Raw genomic sequence first — 22,812 nt, forward strand, 5'->3', positions numbered from 1 at the left:
TGGTTTCTCCTTCACGGGGCGGCTTCGGGCAACGCGTCGGGCGGGCTCGGGTGGTAGAATCGTCAGCGCTGCCCGCGCGTGCGCGGACGGCGAGCAGAAACCTTGCATGAGGCCGCGAATCGCGGCTTTTCGTGCTGTTCGCATACGGAATGCATACGGAAGAGGACGCGCCATGCTCATCGACTCATTGACGTTCACGCTGGAGAAATCGGGCTGCCTCGACGCGTTCTGGGGCAGGCTCGACGGGGGCGAGGACGGCACGCTCGGCGTGGCCTCGTCGGCGCGCCCGTTCCTCGTGGCGGCGCGCTTCGCGCACAAGCCTCAGCCGACGCTCGTCGTGGTGGCGGGCGAGGACGCCGCCGTCGCGTTCTCGCGCAGCCTGGCCGCCTACCTGGGCGAGGAGCGCGTCATGCGCTTCCCCGAGCGCAGCGACTACCCCTTCGTCGCGAAGCCCAGCGACCCCGCGCAGGTGGCGCGCCGCATGGAGGCCGTGCACGCGCTGGTCGGCGGGCGCGAGGCGGTGGTGGTGGCAAGCGCCCGCGCGCTCGTGCGCGCGCTGCCGCCGGCAGGCTCCGACGTGCACCTGCCGGTGGCGCTCGAGGCGGGCCGCGAGCTGGCCGCCATGCCCGGCGCCCAGGCGGCGAGCGTCACCGAGTTCGAGGACCTCGCCCACGCGCTCGAGGAGCGCGGCTACCGCAACACCGGCGAGTTGGACGGCCCCGGCACCTTCGCCGTGCGCGGCGGCACCGTGGACGTGTACCCCGGCAACCTCGTGTACCCGGTGCGGCTCGACTTCTTCGGCGACGAGCTGGAGGAGATCCGCCGCATCGTGCCCACCACGGGCCAGACCATCCAGGCGCTGCCGGGCGTGAGCATCTACCCGGTGGTGGAGTTCTCGTGCTCCAAGCGCGGGCTCGCCCGCGCGCGCCAGAAGCTCGAGCGCCCCGCCGCGACGAACCCCGTGCTGCGCGACGTGCTGGAGAAGCTGGACGGCGGCCTGCGCTTCGACGGCTCCGACATGCTGCTGCCGTACCTGTACGCCACCACGTCCACGCTCGGCGACTACGTGCGCCCCGGCGCGCTCACCGCGCTGCTGGAGCCGCGCTCGCTGTTCGACGACATGACCCACGCCTACGACGACGTCGTGGGCCGCGCGAAAGGCTCGAGCATCCCGGTGGAGGGCCTGTACGCCGAGCCCGGGGCCGTGAGCTTCGGCGAGGGGCAGCGCGCCACGTACGTGTCCATCATGCGCGTGGGCGGGCACGTGGACGACGAGCTGCCCGTGAAGCGCGTGGAGGTGGCCGGCCATCCCGACAAGCTGTTCGGGCGGCTGCGCAGCCTCGTGGACACCGACTACACGGTGGTGTTCAGCGCCCCGAACTTCCGCGCCCGCCAGGACATGAAGCTGGCGTTCGTGGACCACGGCCTGCCGATCCAGGAGACGCTGGACGTCTCGAAGGAGGACGGCTCCCCTTCGGGACGTCCCGCCGGTGAGGAGACCGATGGCGCGGCCAAGCGCCGCCTGCGGCGCGGCGTGGTGAACGTCGTGGACGTGGACGTGCCGCTCGGGATGATCATCCCGAAGGCGAAGCTGGCCATCGTGAGCCTGTCCGACACGCAGGGCTCGTCCTCGTCGAGGCCGTCGCGCCACGTGGACATCACCGAGATCACCTTCCCCTACCAGCCGGGCGACTACGTGGTGCACGCCGCGCACGGCGTGGCCTACTTCAAGGAGCTCGTGCGGCGCGACGTGGACGGCACGGCACGCGACTACCTGCTGTTGGAGTACTCCGAGGGCGACAAGCTGTACGTGCCGGTGGAGCAGCTCGACCGCGTGACGCGCTACGTGGGCCCGGAGGGCGCGAGCCCGCGCCTCACGCGCCTCAACACGGCCGACTGGTCGCGCGCGCTGGCCAAGGCGCGCAAGGCCACGAAGAAGCTCGCGTTCGACCTCGTGGACGTGTACGCGCGCCGCGCCTCCACGCAGGGCTACCGCTTCGGGCCCGACACCGCGGCCCAGCGCGAGATGGAGGAGGCGTTCCCCTACCAGGAGACGCCCGATCAGCTGGCGGCTATCGCCGACGTGAAGGCCGACATGCAGTCGGCGAAGCCCATGGACCGCCTCGTGTGCGGCGACGTGGGTTTCGGCAAGACCGAGGTGGCCCTGCGCGCCGCGTTCAAGGCCACGCAGGACGCCAAGCAGGTGATGGTGCTGTGCCCCACCACCATCCTCGCGCAGCAGCACTACACGAACTTCAAGGAGCGCTGCGAGCCCTTCGGCGTGCGCGTGGAGGTGCTCTCGCGCTTCCGCACGCCCGCGCAGCAGGCCGCGGCGCTCAAAGGCTTCCAGGACGGCGACGTCGACGTGCTCGTGGGCACGCACCGCCTGCTCAGCCGCGACGTGAACCCGCACGACCTGGGCCTGGTCATCATCGACGAGGAGCAGCGCTTCGGCGTGGGCCACAAGGAGCAGATGAAGAACCTGCGCGAGTCCATCGACGTGCTCACGCTGTCGGCCACGCCCATCCCGCGCACCATGCAGATGTCGCTGTCGGGCGTGCGCGACATGAGCCTCATCCTCACGCCGCCCGACGAGCGCCGCCCCGTCGAGGTGCACGTGGGCGAGTGGGACCCCGACGTGGTGAGCGGCGCCATCCGGCGCGAGCTGGCGCGCGGCGGCCAGGTGTACTACGTGTCGAACCGCGTGCGCTCCATGGAGGAGGCGGTGCGGCGCGTCACCGCGGCCGCGGGCGAGGCGCGCGTGGGCGTGGCGCACGGCCAGATGTCGAAGGAGCAGCTCGAGCGCGTGATGGAGGACTTCAGCGCCGGCGAGCTGGACGTGCTGGTGGCCACCACCATCATCGAGAGCGGCATCGACAACCCGCACACGAACACGCTGATCATCGAGGACTCGCAGCGCTACGGATTGGCGCAGATGTACCAGTTGAAGGGCCGCGTGGGCCGCTCGTGCACGCAGGCGTACGCCTACTTCATGTTCCCCGAGCACATGGAGCTCACCGAGGAGGCCGCCGCGCGCCTGACCGCGCTGAACGAGCACACCGACCTCGGCAGCGGCATGCGCATCGCCATGCGCGACCTGGAGATCCGCGGCGCGGGCAGCCTGCTGGGCGCCGAGCAGAGCGGCAACATGTCCGCGGTGGGCTTCGACCTGTTCGCGCAGATGCTGTCCCAGGCGGTGAACGCCACGCGCGAGGGCGACCTCAAGGCGATGGAGACGCTGCCGCCCGCGCTTTCCGACATCACGGTGAACGTGCCGGGGCACACCTACCTGCCCGAGGAGTACGTGCCCGACGCCGACGAGCGCGTGCTGTGGTACCGCAAGATCGCGTCGGCCGCCACCGAGCAGGCCGTCGCCGACGTGGCTGCCGACCTGGCGGACAAGCGCCCCGACATGCCGCAGGCGGCGAAGAACCTGCTGGAGAAGGCGCGCATCAAGGCCTACGCGAACGAGCACCACATCAAGACCGTGTCGGTGACGGGCGGCAAGCTGGTGGTGGAGCCCATCGACGTCTCCCGCGACAAGATGACGGGGCTGCGCCGCGCGGGTGGGCGCTACCTGGCCGACAAGCGGAAGCTGTCGCTGCCCCTGCGCTACTTCAAGCTGGACGAGGGCGACAACCTGCTGGGCCCCGTCGCGCGGTTCCTCGAGGAGCTGGCATGAGGGAGGGGATAGCCGAGGGGGAGGCGCTGCTGCGCCGCCGCCATCTGCGGGGCGTGCTGTGCGCGCTCGTGGGCGCGGGGCTGTGGGGCTTCTCGGGCGCGTGCGCGCAGTACCTGCTGGCGAACTACGATATCACGCCCTCGTTCATCACCGCCGTGCGCATGCTGGGAGCCGGCGCGCTGTTCCTGATCGTGCTGGCCGTGCGCAACCGCGGGCTGCTGGCGGCGATGCTGCGCGACGGGCGCACGCTCGGCCAGCTGGCCGTGTTCGGCGGCGTCGGGCTGTTCCTGTGCCAGATCACCTACACCATCGTGATCGGCTACACGAACGCGGGCACCGCCACCGTGCTGCAGACCACCGGCATCGCGTTCGTCATGCTGTTCACCTGCGCCGCCACGCGTCGGTTGCCGCGGGTGCGCGAGGCGGTGGGGCTGGTCGCCGCCATCGCAGCCACCTGGCTCATCGCCACGCAGGGCGATCCGAGCGCGCTGTACCTGCCGCTCGTGGGCCTGGCGTGGGGTATCGCGAACGGGCTGTCGGTGGCGTTCTACATCATGTACCCGAAGAGGCTGTTCGCCCGTTGGGGCAGCTTCGCGGTGACGGGCATCGGCATGCTGTTCGGCGGCGTGGTGGCCACGGCGGTGTACCTCGGCGGGGTGGCGCTCGGTGAGCCGCTCGCGCTGCCGTCGCTCGACGCGATGGGCGTTGCCGTGTTCGCCGCGTTCATCGTGGTGGGCACGTTCGCGGCGTTCGCGCTGTACCTGCACGGCGTGTCGGTGGTGGGCTCGGTCGAGGGCAGCCTGCTGGGCGCCATCGAGCCCGTCAGCGCCACCGTGATCGCCACGCTGTGGCTGGGCACCGCGTTCACCGGCGCCGACCTCGCCGGCTGCGCCCTCATGATAGCCATGATCTTCCTCGTGACGGGGAAGAAGGAGGACGCTCAGCCCTCGTCTTCGTAGTGTCGCCGGTAGTACGCGTAGGATGCGACGATGCTGGCGCCGGCCGCGACCAGGAGGATGACGACCATGGCGGGCATGACGAGGTCGGTCGGCAGCGCGAGGCCGCCCACGAGGGTCAGCAGGCCCGCGACGATCATCGCGTAGCCGCCGAAGCGCTGCGACATGCGCCATACCTCGTCGTTGCTCAGGCTCCAGGGCGTGCGGACGCCGAACGTGCCGTTCCGGTCCGATTTCGGCATGACGTTGCCGCAGACGATGAACGCGATGCCGGCGATGAGGGCGCCGCCCCTGCTGACGTTGAGGTCGAGCCCGGCGAACGGCGCGGCGTCGTCAGGAAACGCGTTCGCGAACACGATCAGGGAGAATGCGAGCAGCAGCGCCAAGAGCGCGATGTCGGCCTTCAGGAGCTTGTCGCCGTCGCGGGGGTCGCTTCGCTTCGCGGTGAACACGAGCCCCAAGCCGAACACGAGCGCGAGCGCGGGCAGCCACAGGTGCTCGTACTTGCTGCCGATGCGGTTCGCGTCGCCGTTGGTGCCGAAGTGGACGGGAACCTGGTCGGGCATCAGCAGGAGGAACGCCGCGTCCACGATGAGGTTGAGCGCGATCAGGGCGTAGATGATCCGGTGCATCGTTTTCATTCGCTGTGCTCCTTCAGGTTGGCGATCCAAAGCAGCGTCTCTTCGAGCACGGACGCCTTCAGCTCGTAGAAGATGTGCTTGCCCTCGCGGTAGTCGCGCACGAGGCCGGCGCTCTTGAGCACCGAGAGGTGCCGCGACACGGCGGGGGCGGAGATGTCGAACAGGCCGGCGATGTCGCCCGCCGGCATGCGCCCCTGTTTCAGGTGCTCGAGGATCTCCCTCCTCACGGGGTCGGACAGCGCTTTCAGCGTTTCCTGGATGCCCATCGGCCCTCTCCGCAAACAATTAACAATATGGTTAAATATAACGTGTTGCAGAGGAGGATGCAAGGGGGGCTTGGAATGCGGATTGCAGAAGCGGAGGTGGGGCGCCGCCTACGAAGCGCGGCGGCAGGGAAGGTGCCGGGGCTTCTGCACACGATTTCGGCTCCAGCGCACAAAAATTTGCGACGTGCGAACCCGGAGGGCTTTCGGGGTGCGTGCCCATGAGCGATTCAGGTGGATGCAGCGTGCCTCCACGGAGGCTATCCTCTTTTGAACAGGGAATTCTTCAGACAAGGGGAAGGTGCGTCAGGAATTCACAAGGGGAGAGATTCGCACGTCGGCCGTTTTTGTGCAAAAACCGTCCGAGTCCGTGCATGATGCTGTTGACTGACTCCGGAAGATGGACTGGCCGTGGGGCCGAGTGCTTGTTCAAGCCGATCCTACACATCGTGGCAACGAAGTTTTCGGCGGCGCCCCGTTTTGTGCATGTTGTTCGCATCCGGGGTTCTGCTTCGCGTGCCCTGTTTGCTACGATAGCGAAGAGCGGTCGGACGGTTGGGAAGGTGCGGACGATGGGATATGAGGTGCGGGTCGAGCAGGCTGCGAAGCGCGTGGTCTACGGGGTGGGCATGGTGTCGAACGACCGGATGCTCGCGCGCGACATCGACCGGCTGGCGAAGGTACGTGCGGAAGCCGTGGACGCGTCTGCGGGCACTACGGTGCCGCTGTTCGTGATCTCGCATGCCTACGACCCGTCCACGGACGACTGCGAGCTGTTCGTTGGCGGGGAGGCCGAGGCGGACGGGCTCGAGCGCTTTGCGATCCCGGCCGGCGCATATGCGCGCATCGAGCTGGCTCCCGCGCTGCGCGCCCTGTGGGGCGCCTCCGTCGGCAAGGCGAAGCGCTGGCTGTACACGACGTGGCTTCCGACGAGCGGCTACGTTGCGCTCAACCTCGAGTACGAGCACCACACCGAGAAGACGCTTGGCAGGCACCCGCGGGTCGACCTGCTGTTCGCCATCGAGAAGACGCAAGCGGAGGGGACGTGCCGATGAGGGTGCTGCTGCTGTGCTGCAAGGGGTTCGAGACGATGGAGCTCGGCCCGTTCGTCGACGTGATGGGCTGGGCGCGCGACGACTTCGGCCATGACGTCGAGGTCGACCTGTGCGGGTTCGCGCCTGCCGTGGCCAGCACGTTCGGCGTGAGCGTCGCGATGGACGCGCTGGTCGACGGCGTGCGTCCCGAGGATTACGACGCGCTCGCCGTGCCGGGCGGCTTCGAGGAGTACGGTTTCTACGAGGAGGCGTACGACGAGCGCGCGCTGGGGCTGATCCGCGCGTTCGACGCGGCGCGCAAGCCCGTCGCGTCGATCTGCGTGGGCGCGCTGCCCCTCGGCAAGAGCGGCATCCTTGCGGGCCGTCGCGCGACGACGTACCACCTGGGCGACGGGTCGCGCCAGCGCCAGCTGGCATCGTTCGGCGCGCAGGTGGTGAACGAGCCCGTGGTGGTTGACGGCAACGTCGTCACGTCGTGGTGCCCGCAGACGGCGCCCTTCGTGGCCTTCGAGCTGCTGGCGATGCTGACTTCGCGCGAAGCGGCGCACGAGGTGATGCGGGCGATGGGGTTCTCCCATGATGGGTGAGCGCGCGGCGGCCGCCCTGCTCGAAGAGGCGGCGCGCCGGGGCATCGACGTGTGGCTCGACGGCGGCTGGGGCGTGGACGCGCTCGTGGGCGAGCAGACGCGCCCGCACGACGACCTCGACGTGTTCGTGCGGCGCCGCGACGAGGCCGCGTTCGTCGCGCTGCTGGAAGCGGACGGCTTCTCGGAAGCGCCCCGCGCGTTCACGATGGAAGACCATACCGCCTGGGAGGCGGGCGACGGGCGCGTGGTCGACCTGCATGTGTTCGAGTTCGCCGACGACGGCTCCCTCGTGTTCTTGGGGGAGCGCTACCCGGCGTCCGCGTTCTCCGGGCGGGGGACGGTCGGGGGCGTCGAGGTGCGCTGCATCCCGGCAGCCGAGCAGGTGTCGTTCCACTGCGGCTACGACTTCGACGCCGACGACGTGCGTGACGTGCGCCTGCTGTGCGAGCGTTTCGGCGTCCCCGTGCCCGAAGAGTACCGCGACGCGATGAGGAAGGAAGCATGATGGGGCTGTTCATGACGCTGGACGAGCTGGCGGCCGAGGAGGCGGCGCGGCTTGCGGACGAGGGGCGGGCGGCATCGAACCGCCTGCGGGTGTTCGACCTGCACTGCGACACGCTCGACCGGCTGGCGTTCCACGGCGACGCGTCGGTGCCGGGCGGCTTCGCCGCGCACGACGCGCACATCCCCGCGCACCGCATGGCGACGTTGGCCGACAACGACGCGCACGTCTCGCTCGCGCGCACGGAAGGGTTCGCATGGTGCCAGTGCTTCGCGGCCTTCGTCCCCGACGAGGTGCACGGCGCGGAAGCCTGGGCGCTGTTCGAGCGCGTGCGCGCCGTGCTGGCGCGCGAGCTGGAGCGCTGCGGGATGCGCCTCGCACAGGCGCGCACCATGGCCGAGGTCGACGTCGCGCACGCTGCGGGCAGGACGGCGACCGTGTTCACGGTGGAGGGCGCGTCGTTTCTGGAGGACGACGGCACGGCCGAAGGCCGCCTCGACGAGCTTGCGGACGCGGGCGTGCGCATGGTCACGCTCACGTGGAACGGCCCGAACGCGCTGGGCAGCGGCAACGACACGCGCCACGGCCTGACCGGGTTCGGGCGTACGTGCGTGGCCGAGCTCGAGCGCCGCAGCATCGTCGTGGACGTATCGCACCTCAACGACGCCGGGTTCAAGGACGTGTGCGCCGTCGCGACCCGTCCCTTCGCCGCCTCGCACTCCAACGCGCGCGCCGTGTGCGGGCACCCGCGCAACCTCGCCGACTGGCAGCTGCGCGAGCTGGCCGACCGCGGCGGCATCGTCGGGCTCAATTTCTGCACGCAGTTCCTGACCGACCGCATCGCCGACCCGACGCGCGACGACGTGCTGCGCCACGTCGACCACGTCCTGGAGACGGCGGGCGAGCGCGTGCTGGCGCTCGGCAGCGACTACGACGGCTGCGATGTTCCCACCTGGCTCGATCCTTGCGACCGCATCGGCGCGCTGCACGAGCTGCTGGCGGGCGAGTTCGGCCTCGCCGTGGCCGACCGGGTGTTCTTCCAGAACGCCCACGACTTCTTCGCGCAGTTCGACGCCGAGCGCTGAGGGCGCGCGACCGTCCGCGTGATGGTTTCGTGAACCCTCTTTACGAGTCCGATTTCGTACCTATACTGTGCCGAGTACGAAATCGGACTCGATAGCGAGAGGTGCACCAATGGACACGCGGCAAGACCGTGCGAACCGGGAATACAACAATCTGTTCAGGCTCGAGACGGAGCTGTACCACGACGTCGCCACGAAGATGGGGCTGTCCGACAGCGCCTTCGACATCCTGTACTGCCTCGACGACCTGGGAGACGGCTGCCTGCAGCGCGACGTGTGCGCGGCCTCGGGCCTGACCAAGCAGACCATCAACTCGTCGGTGCACAAGCTGGAGCGCGCGGGCATCGTGGAATTGCGGATCGACCAGGGCCGCGGCACGCACCTGCACCTCACCGAGGCGGGACGCGCGCTCGTGAAGGAGCGCATCCGCCCGGTGGTCGAGGCCGAGCGGGCCGCGTTCGCCGCGATGGAGCCGGGCGCGTGCGAGGAGCTGCTGCGGCTCGCACGCCTGCACCTCGCCGCCCTGCGCGAGCAGATGGACGCCCTGCCGTACCCGGACGGGCGGTGATCGCCATGGCCATCAAGCTTTCCGATCACTTCACCTACGGGCGGCTCGTGCGCTTCGCGCTGCCCTCCATCGCCATGATGATCTTCACGTCCATCTACAGCGTGGTGGACGGCCTGTTCGTGTCGAACTTCGCGGGCAAGGAGGCGCTCGCGGCCGTGAACCTCGTGTTCCCGCTGGTCATGGCGCTGGGATCGGTAGGGTTCATGTTCGGCACGGGCGGCGCGGCCCTCGTGGCGAAGACGATGGGCGAGGGCAAGGCCGAGCGCGCGAACCGCCTGTTCAGCCTCATCGTGCTGGCGGCCGCGATTTCGGGCGCGGCGTTGGCGGGCGTGGGCGCGCTGGCGCTCGAGTCGGTGCTCGGCCTCATGGGCGCGCAGGGCTCGCTCATGGAGCAAGGGCTCGTGTACGGGCGCATCCTGCTGGCGGCGCTGCCGCTGTTCATCGTGCAGAACGTGTTCCTCAGCTTCTTCATCGCGGCGGAGAAGCCGCAGATGGGCCTTTTGGTCACCGTGTGCGCGGGCGTGACGAACATCGTGCTGGACTACCTGTTCATCGCCGTGCTGGGCTGGGGCATCGCGGGCGCGGCGGTGGCCACGGCGGCGGGCCAGCTGCTGGCCGCGGCAGCGTCGACGGCGTTCTTCGCGCGCAGCAAGACCAGCCGCCTGCGCTTCGCGCGCCCCGTCCGCGACTTCCGCGCGCTCGGTGCGACGTGCGTCAACGGATCGTCGGAGCTCATGACCGAGGTGGCCGCGTCGGTGGTGAGCATGCTGTACAACTACCAGCTCATGATGCTGGCGGGCGCCGACGGCGTGGCGGCGTACGGCGTGATCATGTACGTGAACTTCATCTTCACGGCCGTGTTCTTCGGCTTCTCCATGGGCACGGGGCCCGTCGTGAGCTACCACTACGGAGCGCGGAACCAAAGCGAGCTCAGGGGCCTCTTCAAGAAGAGCCTCATCCTCGTGGGGGCGACGGGCGCCACCATGTTCGCGGCCTCGCAGGCGCTGGCCGTGCCGCTCGTGAACGTGTTCGTGGGCTACGACCCGGAGCTCGCCGCCATGACGCTGCACGGGTTCCGCATCTACGCGACGGCGTTCCTCGTGTGCGGGTTCAACATCTACGGCTCGGCGTTCTTCACGGCGCTCAACAACGGCAAGGTGTCGGCGCTCATCAGCTTCATGCGCACGCTCGTGTTCGAGACGTCCACGGTCATGCTGCTGCCGCTGGCGTGGGGCATCGACGGGGTGTGGAGCGCCATCATCGTGGCGGAGGCGTGCGCGCTCGTGCTGACGACGTTCTTCCTCGTGTACCTGCGCAAGCCCTACGGCTACGCGTAAGGTTGGCAACGCAGCCGGCGGCTAGCGGTAGCAGGTGGCGGTCATCCGGGCGATGGGCTTCCCGAGGTCGTCCTCGACCTCGACCGTGTAGAAGCCCAGATGGCGGCCTGGCTTGTCGCATACGGCCGTGGCGGTGAGCGTCGAGCCCTGCGTGGAGCGGAAGAAGCTGATCGAGGAGTCCACCGACACGGTGGGCTCCTCGCCGATGTTGCAGCAGACGGCCAACGCGAAATCGGCCAGCGTGAAGATGGCGCCGCCCATGACGTTGCCCATCGCGTTTCGGTGCACGTCGGCCAGCTCCATCGCGCACACGGCACGGCCCCGCTCGCCCGACACGACGCGGCAGCCCGCCGCCTCGGTGGCGAACCGGTCGTTGGCGAACACGGCCTCGATCTCGTCGAGCGCGGGGTTGTCGGGAAGCATCGCGCGCCTCCCTATTCCGCCGGCGTCGCCGTGGCGGCGAACAGCTCGAGCCACTCGCCGTCCTTCACCGTGACGGTTTGGGAGCCGCCCTTCAGGACGTACTTGGTGTCGGTGATGGGATCGTCGTCGAAGTCGATGCTCTTCATGACAAACGCCGCGCTGTCCTGGTCGGCGACGGCCGCCGCCTCGTCCTGCGCGGTGACGGTGTAGGTGCCCGCCGGGATGTCGGTGCCCACGCGGTACAGGCCGCTGTCGTAGGGGGCTTCGGGCTTGAAGTCGGCCTTGTCGGCCAGGTACATGCGGTCGTCGCCCGCGCCCATGAACACGACGAGGTCGCCCTCCTCGAGGTCGGCGAAGTAGTTGCCGAAGTACGAGATGACCGACTCGATGTCGTAGCCGCCCGAGGAGCCGGCGCTGTCGAAGATGGAGAAGTAGCCCTCCTCGTCCATGCTGCCCTCGAAGAAGTAGCGGCCCGGCTCGATGTCCTGGCCGGCGCCCACGCGGTACACGCCCGACGAGCAGTTCCCGTCCACGATCTCGTTCGGCAGGTCGCCCGCGGCCTCCTTGATGGCCTCGTAGGTGAGGTAGCCCGAGCCGTCGTAGCTGTCGGCGGAGTCGCCGTAGGGGTAGTTGTAGCCGTAATCGTCGGAGAAGGGGTCGTACGGCCCGTCGTATTCGTCGTCGTAATAGGGATCGAACGACCCGTTGTAGTTCGAGTCGATCATCATCGCGCACGACACGCAGCCCACGCACCCGCCGATGCCCAGCAGGAACACCAGCAGGCAGCCCGCAAGCACCCAGGGCCACGCCTTCTTCTTCGGCTGCGCGGGAGGTGCGGGGTACGGGGGCTGGACGGGGTAGCCGTAGGGAGGCTGCGGCGCGGCGCCGTACGGCTGCTGGCCGTAGGGCTGCTGCGGGGCCTGGCCGTACGGCGGCTGCGGCGCGCCGTAGGAGGGCTGCTGGGGCGCGTAGGGCTGGCCGCCCGGGGGCGGGGGCGGCACGGGAGCGCCGCCCGTCGGGGTCGCGGGCGGGTACTGCTGGCCGTCGAAGCCTCCCTGCGTGTTCTGGTCGTCGCGCTCGGGAACGGGTTGCTCGGGTGCGGTCATGCGATGCTCCTTGCCTTGAGGGCTAGTCGGTCGGGGGTTCCGGGTTCTCGTCTTCGTCGCGCGCGAACGCGGCCGCGGTGGTCTCGACGAGCCCCACCGCCTGCTGCGGGCAGGCGTCCACGCACAGCCCGCAGCCGATGCAGTAGCGCGGATCGTAGGACAGCAGGCCGTCCTCGGGGCTGGGGAAGCGCGCGCCCGTGGGGCATGCTTCGGCGCACGCGAGCTCGTTCGTGCAGCGGCTGCAATCGGTCTCGGAGAGCACTGCCGGCACGCGCGCGGCGATCTCCGGGTTGCGGTCGATGGCCTCGAGCAGCAGCTGGCGCTTCGGCCACATGACGTGCTTCGTGCGGCCCTGCGGCACGAAGTCGTTGAGCTGCACGCCGTCCACGAGGTTGAGGCGCGCCCGGGCGCGAGCGCGCTCCTTGCGCTCGTAGAACTGCTGCAGCACGTCGGAGTTGCGCAGGCGGCGCTTGCCCGACGCGATGTCGCCCACGTCGCTCACGAGGTTCGTGAACGCGCTGCGGCGGTCGACGCCTTCGGGGTTCGCCAGGTCGCGCACGAGGTTCTCCTTCTCGGGGATCTCGTTGAGGTAGCCCACCGTGGCGCCGCTCCACTCCTCGGCCGTCTCCACGGCGTGGGCGTACAGCATCTCGCCCATCTCGCCCGCGCGCTCGCAGTCGGCGCAGTAGGCGAGGTCCGCGGCGATGCGCACCGGGATGTTCTCGGTCAGCACGAGTGTCCAGAACTCGGGGGACAGGCACGCCAGGCACGGCAGCACCACCACGTTGGCGGCGGGCTCGAAGCCGGGGAAGATGTTCTCCTTGCAGGTGAGCACCACGTCCTCGCCGCGCAGCGCGATGCGGCGGATGCGCGCGTGCACGTCGATCATCGTGACGCGCGAGGACGAGAACGCGTCGCAGATCCCCAGGCAGATGCCGCAGCGCGTGCAGGCGTCCGCGTCGATGACGGGGCGCCCGTCCTCCGCGAACGCGATGGCGTCGTGCGGGCAGGCCAGCGCGCAGCGATCGCACGCGGCGCCGCGCACGCGCGTGCAGTAATCGCGCAGCACGACGATCTGGTTGGGCCGGTTCTCCGCCTCGGCGGAGGGGTCGCCCGCGTTCCGGGGCATGTTCTCAGGGGCCTCAGCCACCGAACACCTCTTTCGTCACGTAGTCGATGCGGGCCAGCACGTCGGCGCGCGGCAACAGCTCGATGCTCTCGAACAGGGGCGGCGACACCATGTTGCCGCACACCGCCACGCGCAGCGGCTGGAACAGCAGCTTCGGCTTGAGTTCCAGCTCCTCGCCGCGGGCGCGGCACGCTTCCTGGAGCGCTTCGGCCTCCCAGGCGACGTCCTCGTCGGCCAGCACGCCGCGGCAGGCGGCCAGCGCCTCGTCGGCGCGTGCGCCCTCCTTCTTCAGCACCTTGTTGACGCTCTTCTCGTCGAGCTCGGGCACCTCGGGTCCCCAGAACATGAACGCCAGCTTGGCGGGGATCTCGTCCAGGCGCGCGAGGCGCTCGGCCACGAGCGGGTACAGCTTGGCGTACCACTCCGGGCGCGCGCCCACGTCGGCCGCCGCCGCGTCGCGCGCCTCGTCGGTCAGCTCGCCGTCGGCCGCGACGCCCGCATGCGCGCGGCAGAGCCACGGCAGCGACGCCCACACCCAAGCGCCCGCGTCCATGGCCTTGATGTACTGGCCGTTCATCCAGTCGAGCTTCGTCTCGTCGAACACGGCGTCCTTCTTCGTCACCCGGTCGAGGCTGAAGCGCTCGCACAGGGTGGCGCGGTCGATGAGCGTCGTCTCGCCGTCGAGCGACCAGCCCAAGAGCGCCAGGAAGTTCACCATGGCGTCGGGCAGGTAGCCGCGCTCGCAGAACTCCTCCACGGATGCCGCGCCATGGCGCTTCGACAGCTTCTTGCCGTCCGCGCCCAGGATCATCGACAGGTGCGCGAACGTGGGCACGTCGAATCCGAGCGCCTCGTAGATGAGTATCTGGCGCGGCGTGTTGGACAGGTGGTCGTCGCCGCGGATGACGTGCGTGACGCCCATGTTCGCGTCGTCGCACACCACGGCGAAGTTGTAGGTGGGGGAGCCGTCCGTGCGCACGACGATCATGTCGTCCATCACCTCGGCCGGGAAGCTGACGTGGCCGTACACGGCATCGTCGAACTCGATGGCGGCGTGGTCCTCGGGCACGCGCAGGCGCCACACGTGCGGCTCTCCCGCGGCGATGCGGCGGGCCGCCTCGGCGGGGTCGAGGTCGTGGCAGGTGCGGTCGTAGCCCGCGTAGCCGCCCTCGTTCGCCTCGGCCGCGGCGCGCTTGGCGTCGAGCTCCTCCTTCGTGCAGAAGCAGGGGTACGCGCTGCCGCGCTCCTTCATGCGCTCAAGCGCCTCGGCGTACGTGTCCATGCGCTGGGTCTGGAAGTAGGGGCCGGACGCGCCGCCCACCTCGGGGCCCTCGTCCCAGTCGAGCCCCAGCCACTTCATGGCGTTGAGGATGACTTGCACGTTCTCCTCGGTCGAGCGCTCGGGGTCGGTGTCCTCGATGCGCAGGATGAAGTCGCCGCCCATGGCGCGCGCGAACGCCCAGTTGTAGATGGCCGTGCGGGCGCCGCCCACGTGGAGACGGCCGGTGGGGGAAGGTGCGAAGCGCACGCGGACTTTGTTATCGCTCATAGCTGGGATGATCCTCCGGATAGAATGGCTTGTCGTTCGGGTCGAAGCGGGGCTTCGGCAACGGTTTCAGTATAGTCGACCCCGCCGTCGCCGCAAGTTGCTCGCTGCCCTTCCTCATCAAAAAGCTCGACCCTGGCTCGACCTCCGGGTGCCGCTGCCTTGTCGAGAGGGTTTCCGGTCGAGGATGCCGCACGCACTTCTGGGTTCGCGAGTTATGCACCCCCTTGTCCGGCCGAATCGTCTTCGATCGAAAGACTCGGCTGAAAAGGCTTGGAATAACCCCAGGTCGGAAATCAGCTCCATCGTTCCTGCCGCACGTGTGGGATTCGGGAAGGGTGCATAACTCGCGAACCGGGCGTTTTCGGAGGGTTTTCGATGCCACGAGGGTGCATAACTCGAGGACTTGTAGGCCCATCTCGCCACGCTCGTCGGCGCAGGGGCGCATCCCTTTACGCCGAACGCTTTTGGGCTCCTCTGCGACGCAAGAACACGCCGACGACGACGGCCGCGATCGACAGCAAGCCCGTGGTCGCGAGCCACACCGCCCCCATGCCGATCCAGAATTCGGGCGGGTACATGGTGATGAGCAGCGAGTCGTAGGAGAAGGTCCAGGTGCCGTTCGCGAAGAACAGCGAGTGGAAGGCGGCGAAGAAGCCGTTGAAGTCCACGACCACCCAGGCGGCCAGCAGCGCGAACACCGCGACCACCGCGACGCCCGCCGCGGCCAGCACGCCGCCGAGGGCGCGCCGCCCGACGCGGATGGCCATGTGGGCGCAGGCGGCCACGGCCAAGAGCGCGACGACGACGAGCCCGATGCGCGCGCCTGCCACGACGCGGTACACGTCGTCGAGGTGCGACAGGGCGTCGGCGGGCAGCGTGTACTCCTCGGGGGCGGCGGCCAGCTCGTCGGGGCTTGCCTGCGCGTAGGGCGTGCCCGCGCTCTCGTTGATGGCGTGCAGCGCGGAGAAGACGGCGTCGCGGTCGTTCGACCCCACCGTGTAATCGCGCGTCGCCACGGCCGCCTGCACGAGCTCGTCGTGCGAGAACGGCGTATCGGGATTGCCGTTGCCCGAGAACGCCCCCGCGAGCGCCTCGGTGGTCTGCGGAAACGCCGCGCATGCGGCGAACCCCGCTGCCACGAGCGTCACCGCCAGCGCCGCAGCGGCAACCACCGCGGCAAGCTTGTTGATCGCGTTGGACATGCGAATCGTCCTCTCTTCCATCCCCGTGGCGCGCCGTCGGGCGCGCAAAAAAGAGGGCGCGCCGAGAAGCCGGCGCGCCCGGAAAACCTAGTCCACCCAGATCGTGGCGGCGGTCATGCCCTGCATGTCCTTGGAGATCGTGGGCAGCGGGCCCAGGCGGCTGAACACGCCGGTGAACACGCCGTCGTACAGGTACAGCCCGTTCAGGTTGTTGTACAGCGCAGGGGAGTCCGACACCTCGTCGTCGGCCAGCTCGTCGATTCGCGCGTCGGGCGGCAGCGTCTCGGTCTTGAACGGGCGGATGTAGCGCTGCACGATGAACGGGAAGCCGGCGCGGCCGTTGGCGAACTTGTCGACGAGGCCCTCCCATTCCTCTTGCGACACGGAGCAGCCGGCGTACACGTCGTCGGCGCCGTAGTGATCGGTGGGCTTGATGATCCACTCGTCCTTGTTCGCGCGGATCTGCCCCACGTTGATGTAGTCGTCGTCGAGGAACGCCGTCATGGGCACCGTCTCCTCGACGAACGAGATCTCGTCGCCGTCGAGGAACTCCACGGTGCGGTCGTCGAACAGCACCTTGAATATCTGCTTGTCGTGCACGATATGACCGGCGAAGCTGCCGATGAGCGCCACCTTCTCGGCGCGCACCGCGTTGAGAAGCTCCTGCGAGTCGTCCCAATGGTCGATCACGTCGTTCGTCACGCAGCGGCGCCAGATGGCGTCGATGCGCTGGTCGTCCTTGTCGTACAGCGCCTCGCCGTCGAAGCGCAGGTCGCGCACGTCGGCCACCACGCACTCCGCGCCGCGCTGGCGGAACAGGTCGGCGTAGATGTGGAACTCGTCCACCACGCCGTTCTCCAGGTAGTCGCAGATGGCGATGCGCGGGTTCTCCACGCGGCGGGCGTAGGTGGCGTAGATGTCGAGGAAGGCCTGCACCCACGACTCGAACAGCTCGCAGCCCTCCACATGGTGGCGGTTCGCGAATTCCTCGAACGTGCTCGACTGCGCCACCGACGTGGTGATCTCGCGGTTCTCGTTCATGCCCGACGAGCCGTCGGCGTTGAACTCGCAGAACTTCATCCGGTAGTCGTCCTCGTTCAGGAACGTGTCCACGCGCGCGAACGGCAGCACCGAGTCGTAGCCGCGCGGCAGCAGGATGAGCTCCTCGAGGCGCGGGTCGAAGTCGAAGGCGCGGCGATACTCGGGGTCGGCCAGGTAATGCTCGATGACCTTGACGAGGATGCGGTGCGCCGTTTCCGCCGTCTCCTTCATCGTGTCGTAGGTCTTCTTGCTGAACAGGCGGGGGATGAAGGAGCACGCTACCACCTGGTGGTGCACGATGGCCGTGGAGTTCTGCATGTAGTCGAAGGCGGCGCGGCGTCCGGCGACGTCTCCGCCGAGCGAGTCCATGATCTCGAAGTACTCGCGCGTGTAGTCGGCGTTGGTTGGCATGGCGATCCTTTCGGGACACCGCTCCCGGGGCGGCGCGCGCTTCGGGGCGGGGGATAGGTTTCAGCCGAAAAGTGTACCATGAGCTGCGCGGCGCGATCGAGGAAGTTGCCGTATCGCCACACGAACGGCGGTTGCGCGGAACCTTTCCGGAGGCGGTTTCCCGGCGGTTCGCCGGCGTTTTCCCGCCCGCCTGCGCGGCGCTCGTGGGGGTTGCGCGCTTGCGACGTTTCCGGTCTTGCGCGGATGCTGCTTTCGGGGTACCATCGGCAAGGTTTCACGGGGATTCCGGCCACGTGCGCGGTTCTCTGTTTTATCAAGAGTCGGGGGAGAGAGTTGGCTCTGAGATCCCGACACCAACCTGGCGGATACGCCAAGGTGGTCCGGCCTACAGCGATGAAGGAGGAACTTATGGCCGAAGATCGTTCTACGTACCTGTTCACGTCCGAGTCCGTCACCGAGGGTCATCCCGACAAGGTGTGCGACCAGATCTCGGACGCCATCCTCGACGCGATCCTCGCGAAGGAGACCGAGCTGGCGGCCGCCGGTTACGTGGCCCCCGACGGGCACCCCGCCGACCCCGCGCAGGTGCGCGTGGCCTGCGAGACCATGGCCACCACCGGCATGGTCATCGTCACCGGCGAGATCCGCACGCAGGCCTACGTCGACGTGCCCGCCATCGTGCGCGAGGTGCTGCGCGACATCGGCTACGACCGCGCGAAGTACGGCTTCGACTGCGACACCTGCGGCGTGCTCAACGCCATCCACGACCAGAGCCCGGACATCGCGCAGGGCGTCGACGAGAGCTGGGAGGCCCAGCGCGGCCTCGCCGGCGACGACCCCTACGAGCGCGTCGGCGCGGGCGACCAGGGCATGATGTTCGGCTACGCCTGCGACGAGACGCCCACGCTCATGCCGATGCCGGTGTACCTGGCCCACCGCCTGGCCGAGCGCCTGACCGCGGTGCGCAAGGACGGCACGATGCCGAGCCTGCGCCCCGACGGCAAGACCCAGGTGTCCGTGCGTTACGCGGAGGGCCGCCCGGTGGGCGTGGAGAAGGTGGTCGTGTCCACGCAGCACGCCGAGGAGATCGCCCACGACGAGCTGCGCGCCCAGGTCATCGCCAACGTCGTGGAGCCGGTGCTGGCCGCCGAGGGCGTGGAGCTCTTGGAGGGCGCCGAGATCCACGTGAACCCCACGGGGCGCTTCGTGGTGGGCGGCCCCATGGGCGACGCGGGCCTCACGGGCCGCAAGATCATCGTCGACACCTACGGCGGCATGGGCCGCCACGGCGGCGGCGCGTTCTCCGGCAAGGACTGCACGAAGGTGGACCGCTCGGCGGCCTACGCGGCGCGCTGGGTGGCCAAGAACGTGGTGGCCGCGGGCCTCGCCGCGCGCTGCGAGGTGCAGGTGGCCTACGCCATCGGCATGGCGAAGCCGGTCAGCGTGATGATCGACACGTTCGGCACGAACGCGGTGCCGGAGGCCGACATCATGGCCGCCGTGGACGCGGCGTTCGACCTGCGCCCGGGCGCCATCGTCGACGCCCTCGACCTGCGCCGCCCCATCTACCGCCTGACGGCCGCCTACGGCCACTTCGGCCGCGAGCTCCCCGAGTTCACCTGGGAGCGCACCGACAAGGCGGACGAGCTGCGGAAGGCGTGCGGGCTGGCGTAAGCGCAACCTTTATATGCGCGGCGAGCCGCCCGGCGCGATTGCGTCGGGCGGCTCCGTTTCCGCCCCTTCCTCCACCCGTTTTCGTGGTACGTGATGGCACGTGCGGACGGTGGGCGCGCTGTGCGCAAATACCTCAAAATAGGAACAATAGTTCGTATTTTGTGGTATACTGCTGCTATCGAAAAAGAGCCAGTGCGGATGCGTCCACCCTTCGGATGTCCATAGATGGCGGCGATCTCCGCGCCGCCCGCACCCCGTCCGCAAGATCCTCTGAGAACACGGAGTTGCACACCCGATCCGCGTCCGCGCGTTTGCTTTGCTGCGCGCTGTCGAGGTCGGGAAGGGCGGGAGGGAACTATGGAGCGGCTCGATATCGAGAAGCGCAAGCTGACGTTGGATGATTTGGCGCAGATCGACGAGGAAAGCGGCATCGAGTATTGGTTCGCGCGCGATATCATGGGGTTTCTCGGCTATGCGAAGTGGCAGAACTTCGAAGTGGCGGTGAAGAAGGCCATGGTGTCAGCTGAAGGCAGCAAAGTACCTGTTCAAAACCATTTTACTAGCGTCAGTAAAATGGTAGAGTTGGGAAGTGGGGCAAAACGCGAACTCAAAGACTACAAGCTCACGCGCTACGCCTGCTACCTGATCGCGCAGAACGGCGATTCTCGCAAGGAGGAGGTCGCGTTCGCTCAAAGCTACTTCGCGCTGCAGACGCGCAAGCAGGAGCTCATCGAGGAGCGCATGGCTGCGTTGACTCGCATTGCCGTGCGCGGGCAGCTCTCCGAGGCAGAAAGCGAGTTTTCGCGTATCGCTTACGAGCGCGGCGTGGACGGTGCGGGATTCGCGCGCATTCGCTCGAAAGGGGACGCGGCGCTGTTCGGCGGTTATGCGACGGCCGACATGAAGCGACGCTTAGGCGTGAAGGGTTCGAAGCCGCTCGCCGACCATCTGCCGTCGGTCACGCTGGCGGCGAAGCAGCTCGCCACCGAGATGACGAACCACAATGTCGTGCGGAAGGATTTGCATGGCGAGCCGCCTATAGCCGGAGAGCACGTGCAGAACAACGCCGGCGTGCGCGATCTGCTGGGCCAGCGCGGCATCAGGCCCGAAGAATTGCCGCCCGAGGAAGATGTGAGGAAATTGGAACGCCGCGTGCTGGGCGAGGAGCGCAGGCTCGAGCGGGATGCCAAGGGATTTCCTGCGCAGGAAGGGTAGGGGCGCCGGAGTGGCGCGGGGTTGGGATATACTGGGGGCATGAAACTCGCATCGGTCATTCTGGACATACCCACGCAGGCGCTTGATACGCCCTACACCTACGCCGTCCCCGAGGAAGCGGGAGCGGGCGATCAGCCGGTCGAGGTCGGCTGCGCCGTGCTCGTGCCGTTCGGGCCGCGCCAGGCGGTCGGCTTCGTCGTCGCCATGGAGGAGCGCGCCGACGGCGATTGGCCCGAGGGGCTGAACCCCGCCAAGCTCAAAGGCGTCGTGCGCGCGGTGAGCCGCCCGTACTTCGACGAGGAGGGCGCGGCGTGCGCGCAATGGCTCTCGGAGCGCTACATCGCGCCGCTGTCGTCGTGCGTGCGCCTGTTCACGCCGCCGGGCGGCGTGCCGCGCATGGTGCGCGCGCAGGCGGGCTACTGGCGGCTCGAGGAGCCGACGGTGGGGGAGGTCGACGACCGCTGGGTGGTGCCGGGCCCGGCCCTCGCGGACTTCGAGCCGCGCAAGAACGCCGTGAAGCAGGCGTCCATCGTGGCGGCCCTGCGCGGCGGCGAGCTGCGCGTGGCGGAGCTGTCGGCCGAGTTCGGCGCGGTGTCGTCGCCCCTCAAGACGTTGGAGAAGCAGGGCGTCGTGCGCATCGAGCACCGCCGCCGCATGCGGGGGATGGCGGAGGACGCCGCGGGTTCGGCCCTCTCGGCCCCCTCGGCCGCCGCGCCGTCGTTCACCCCCTCCGCGAAGCCGCCGCTGACGCCGGGGCAGGCCGGCGCGCTCGCGGCCATCGACGCGGCGCGCTCGCGCGGCGCGGGCGAGGTGGTGCTCGTGGACGGCGTCACCGGCTCGGGCAAGACCGAGGTGTACCTGCAGGCCATCGAGGCGACGCTCGCGGCCGGCCGCACGGCGTGCGTGCTCGTGCCCGAGATCTCGCTGACGCCGCAGACCGTCGCGCGCTTCCGCGGCCGCTTCGGCGACCTCGTGGCCGTCATGCACTCGCGCATGAGCCAGGGCGAGCGCTACGACCAGTGGGACTTCATCCGCTCGGGCGCGGCGCGCGTGGTGGTGGGCGCCCGCAGCGCGCTGTTCACGCCGCTCGCGAACCTCGGCCTCATCGTCATCGACGAGGAGCACGAAGGTTCCTACAAGCAGGACAGCGCGCCGCGCTACCACGCGCGCGACGTGGCCGCGTGGATGGCGCGCCGCGCCGGCGCCGCCGTGGTGCTGGGCTCGGCCACGCCCTCCATCGAGGCGCTCCACGCCTGCGCGAAGGACCCCTCGTGGCATCACGTGGACCTGCCCGAGCGCGCGAACGGCAAGCCGTTGCCGGAGGTGCAGGTGGTGGACATGGCCAAGGAGTTCAGCGGCGGCTCGCGCGCGATGTTCGCGCTGCCGCTGGCCCGCGCGCTCGAAGAGGAACTCTCCGCCGGCCGCAAGGCGGTGCTGCTGCTCAATCAGCGCGGGTTCGCGAAGTTCCTCCTGTGCCGCGAGTGCGGCTTCGTGCCCGAGTGCCCGTCGTGCTCCACCTCGCTCACGTACCACGAGCGCGGCAACTTCCTCATCTGCCACCACTGCGGCTACCGGATTCCCACGCCGCCCACGTGCCCGGAATGCGGTAGCCCCTACCTCAAGAAGTTCGGTGCGGGCACGCAGCGCGTCGAGGCCGAGCTGCGCGTGCTGCTCGACGAGATGCCCGGCGTGGGCGCGGGCGTGCCCATCGTGCGCATGGACGCCGACACCACGAGCGGCAAGGGCGCGCACCAGCGCCTGCTCGAGGAGTTCGCGGCGGCGGACGCGGCCGTGCTGCTGGGCACCCAGATGATCGCGAAGGGGCTCGACTTCGAGGACGTCACGCTCGTGGGCGTCATCAACGCCGACACCATGCTGAAGCTGCCCGACTACCGCGCGGCCGAGCGCACGTTCGACCTCGTGGAGCAGGTGGCCGGGCGCGCGGGCCGCGCCGAGCTGCCGGGCCGCGTGCTCGTGCAGACCTACGAGGCCGACGCGCCCGCCATCCGCGCGGCCGCCACCTACGACCGCGCCCTGTTCCTGCGCGACGAGCTGCCGAAGCGCCGCCTGCTGGGCTACCCGCCCTACGTGCGCATGGCGAACGTGCTGGTGTGGAGCAGGGACGAGCCGGCGGTGCGCCGCGTGGCGGCCGAGCTGCAGGCGGGGCTCGAGGAGGTCGTGCGCGACTACGGCGGCGACGGGTGGAGCGTGCTGCCCGCCACGCCGTGCGTGCTGGCGAAGCTGCGCGGCACGTACCGCTGGCACATCGTGGTGAAGTGCCCGGTGGAGGCCGACCTGTCCACGGCGCTGCTGCCGTTTTTCCGCCGGCGCAAGCCGGACAAGGACGCGAACGTCGCCATCGACGTGGATCCCGACGACCTGCTCTAAC

The 22,812-nt window shown here is 69.1% G+C and carries 19 protein-coding genes and 1 riboswitch; of the genes, 11 read left to right on the plus strand and 8 right to left on the minus strand.

What is annotated here, in order from left to right:
• Positions 1–172: 172 nt before the first annotated feature.
• Positions 173–3,682, plus strand: coding sequence for a transcription-repair coupling factor (mfd, locus tag H8S61_RS00110; RefSeq protein WP_186937469.1), 3,510 nt, complete (start codon positions 173–175; stop codon positions 3,680–3,682).
• Complete coding sequence (locus H8S61_RS00115; protein ID WP_186937471.1) at positions 3,679–4,641, plus strand: DMT family transporter; 963 nt, start codon at positions 3,679–3,681, stop codon at positions 4,639–4,641. The genes mfd and H8S61_RS00115 overlap by 4 nt, the downstream gene beginning before the upstream one ends.
• Here the strand turns inward: H8S61_RS00115 and H8S61_RS00120 are convergent.
• Complete coding sequence (locus H8S61_RS00120) at positions 4,623–5,279, minus strand: SdpI family protein (RefSeq protein WP_186937473.1); 657 nt, start codon at positions 5,277–5,279, stop codon at positions 4,623–4,625. The two genes, H8S61_RS00115 and H8S61_RS00120, sit on opposite strands and share 19 nt — an antisense overlap.
• Complete coding sequence (locus H8S61_RS00125) at positions 5,276–5,545, minus strand: autorepressor SdpR family transcription factor (protein ID WP_186937475.1); 270 nt, start codon at positions 5,543–5,545, stop codon at positions 5,276–5,278. The genes H8S61_RS00120 and H8S61_RS00125 overlap by 4 nt, the downstream gene beginning before the upstream one ends.
• 569 nt (positions 5,546–6,114) lie before the next feature.
• On the opposite strand from H8S61_RS00125, the gene H8S61_RS00130 reads away from it, so the two are divergent.
• From H8S61_RS00130 to H8S61_RS00155, 6 genes are all read left to right on the plus strand, one after another.
• On the plus strand, positions 6,115–6,597 hold the full coding sequence (locus H8S61_RS00130) for a GyrI-like domain-containing protein (protein WP_186937476.1): 483 nt from the start codon (positions 6,115–6,117) through the stop codon (positions 6,595–6,597).
• Positions 6,594–7,184 (plus strand): DJ-1/PfpI family protein, encoded by a 591-nt coding sequence (locus H8S61_RS00135; protein WP_186937477.1) that lies wholly within the window; start codon positions 6,594–6,596, stop codon positions 7,182–7,184. Before H8S61_RS00130 ends, H8S61_RS00135 begins: the two co-directional genes overlap by 4 nt.
• The gene (locus H8S61_RS00140) at positions 7,174–7,689 is read left to right on the plus strand and encodes a nucleotidyltransferase domain-containing protein (protein ID WP_186937479.1); all 516 of its coding nucleotides are present in this window, start codon (positions 7,174–7,176) and stop codon (positions 7,687–7,689) included. The genes H8S61_RS00135 and H8S61_RS00140 overlap by 11 nt, the downstream gene beginning before the upstream one ends.
• Entirely contained in the window at positions 7,686–8,771 is a 1,086-nt protein-coding gene (locus H8S61_RS00145) for a dipeptidase (RefSeq protein ID WP_255466395.1), read from the plus strand. Before H8S61_RS00140 ends, H8S61_RS00145 begins: the two co-directional genes overlap by 4 nt.
• Before the next feature lie 109 nt (positions 8,772–8,880).
• Positions 8,881–9,336, plus strand: a complete 456-nt coding sequence (locus H8S61_RS00150) for a MarR family winged helix-turn-helix transcriptional regulator (protein ID WP_154334083.1) — start codon at positions 8,881–8,883, stop codon at positions 9,334–9,336.
• 5 nt (positions 9,337–9,341) lie between these two features.
• Complete coding sequence (locus tag H8S61_RS00155) at positions 9,342–10,673, plus strand: MATE family efflux transporter (RefSeq protein WP_186937481.1); 1,332 nt, start codon at positions 9,342–9,344, stop codon at positions 10,671–10,673.
• Between the two features lie 21 nt (positions 10,674–10,694).
• Here the strand turns inward: H8S61_RS00155 and H8S61_RS00160 are convergent, their stop codons facing one another.
• The 6 genes from H8S61_RS00160 to H8S61_RS00185 form a co-directional block, all read right to left on the minus strand.
• Complete coding sequence (locus H8S61_RS00160) at positions 10,695–11,096, minus strand: PaaI family thioesterase (protein WP_160941827.1); 402 nt, start codon at positions 11,094–11,096, stop codon at positions 10,695–10,697.
• An 11-nt stretch (positions 11,097–11,107) separates the two neighbouring features.
• Complete coding sequence (locus tag H8S61_RS00165; RefSeq protein WP_186937483.1) at positions 11,108–12,202, minus strand: hypothetical protein; 1,095 nt, start codon at positions 12,200–12,202, stop codon at positions 11,108–11,110.
• Positions 12,203–12,224: 22 nt separating this feature from the next.
• Entirely contained in the window at positions 12,225–13,352 is a 1,128-nt protein-coding gene (locus H8S61_RS00170; protein ID WP_186937485.1) for a 4Fe-4S binding protein, read from the minus strand.
• Positions 13,345–14,880, minus strand: coding sequence for a glutamate--tRNA ligase (gene gltX, locus H8S61_RS00175; protein ID WP_186937486.1), 1,536 nt, complete (start codon positions 14,878–14,880; stop codon positions 13,345–13,347). Before gltX ends, H8S61_RS00170 begins: the two co-directional genes overlap by 8 nt.
• Before the next feature lie 449 nt (positions 14,881–15,329).
• Positions 15,330–16,082 carry a lipoprotein intramolecular transacylase Lit gene (locus tag H8S61_RS00180; protein ID WP_186937488.1) on the minus strand — a complete coding sequence of 251 codons (753 nt, stop codon included), beginning with the start codon at positions 16,080–16,082 and terminating at the stop codon, positions 15,330–15,332.
• Positions 16,083–16,169: 87 nt separating this feature from the next.
• Positions 16,170–17,534 (minus strand): glutathionylspermidine synthase family protein, encoded by a 1,365-nt coding sequence (locus H8S61_RS00185; RefSeq protein WP_186937490.1) that lies wholly within the window; start codon positions 17,532–17,534, stop codon positions 16,170–16,172.
• Positions 17,535–17,841: 307 nt separating this feature from the next.
• Positions 17,842–17,934, plus strand: a riboswitch (SAM riboswitch).
• 8 nt (positions 17,935–17,942) lie between these two features.
• On the opposite strand from H8S61_RS00185, the gene metK reads away from it, so the two are divergent.
• From metK to priA, 3 genes are all read left to right on the plus strand, one after another.
• Positions 17,943–19,208 carry a methionine adenosyltransferase gene (metK, locus tag H8S61_RS00190; protein WP_186937492.1) on the plus strand — a complete coding sequence of 422 codons (1,266 nt, stop codon included), beginning with the start codon at positions 17,943–17,945 and terminating at the stop codon, positions 19,206–19,208.
• Between the two features lie 357 nt (positions 19,209–19,565).
• Positions 19,566–20,423, plus strand: coding sequence for a DNA damage-inducible protein D (dinD, locus tag H8S61_RS00195; protein WP_186937494.1), 858 nt, complete (start codon positions 19,566–19,568; stop codon positions 20,421–20,423).
• A 39-nt stretch (positions 20,424–20,462) separates the two neighbouring features.
• The gene (gene priA / locus H8S61_RS00200; RefSeq protein ID WP_186937496.1) at positions 20,463–22,811 is read left to right on the plus strand and encodes a replication restart helicase PriA; all 2,349 of its coding nucleotides are present in this window, start codon (positions 20,463–20,465) and stop codon (positions 22,809–22,811) included.
• Position 22,812: the final 1 nt, after the last annotated feature.

The organism is Eggerthella hominis (genome assembly GCF_014287365.1).
Lineage (GTDB): Bacteria > Actinomycetota > Coriobacteriia > Coriobacteriales > Eggerthellaceae > Eggerthella > Eggerthella guodeyinii.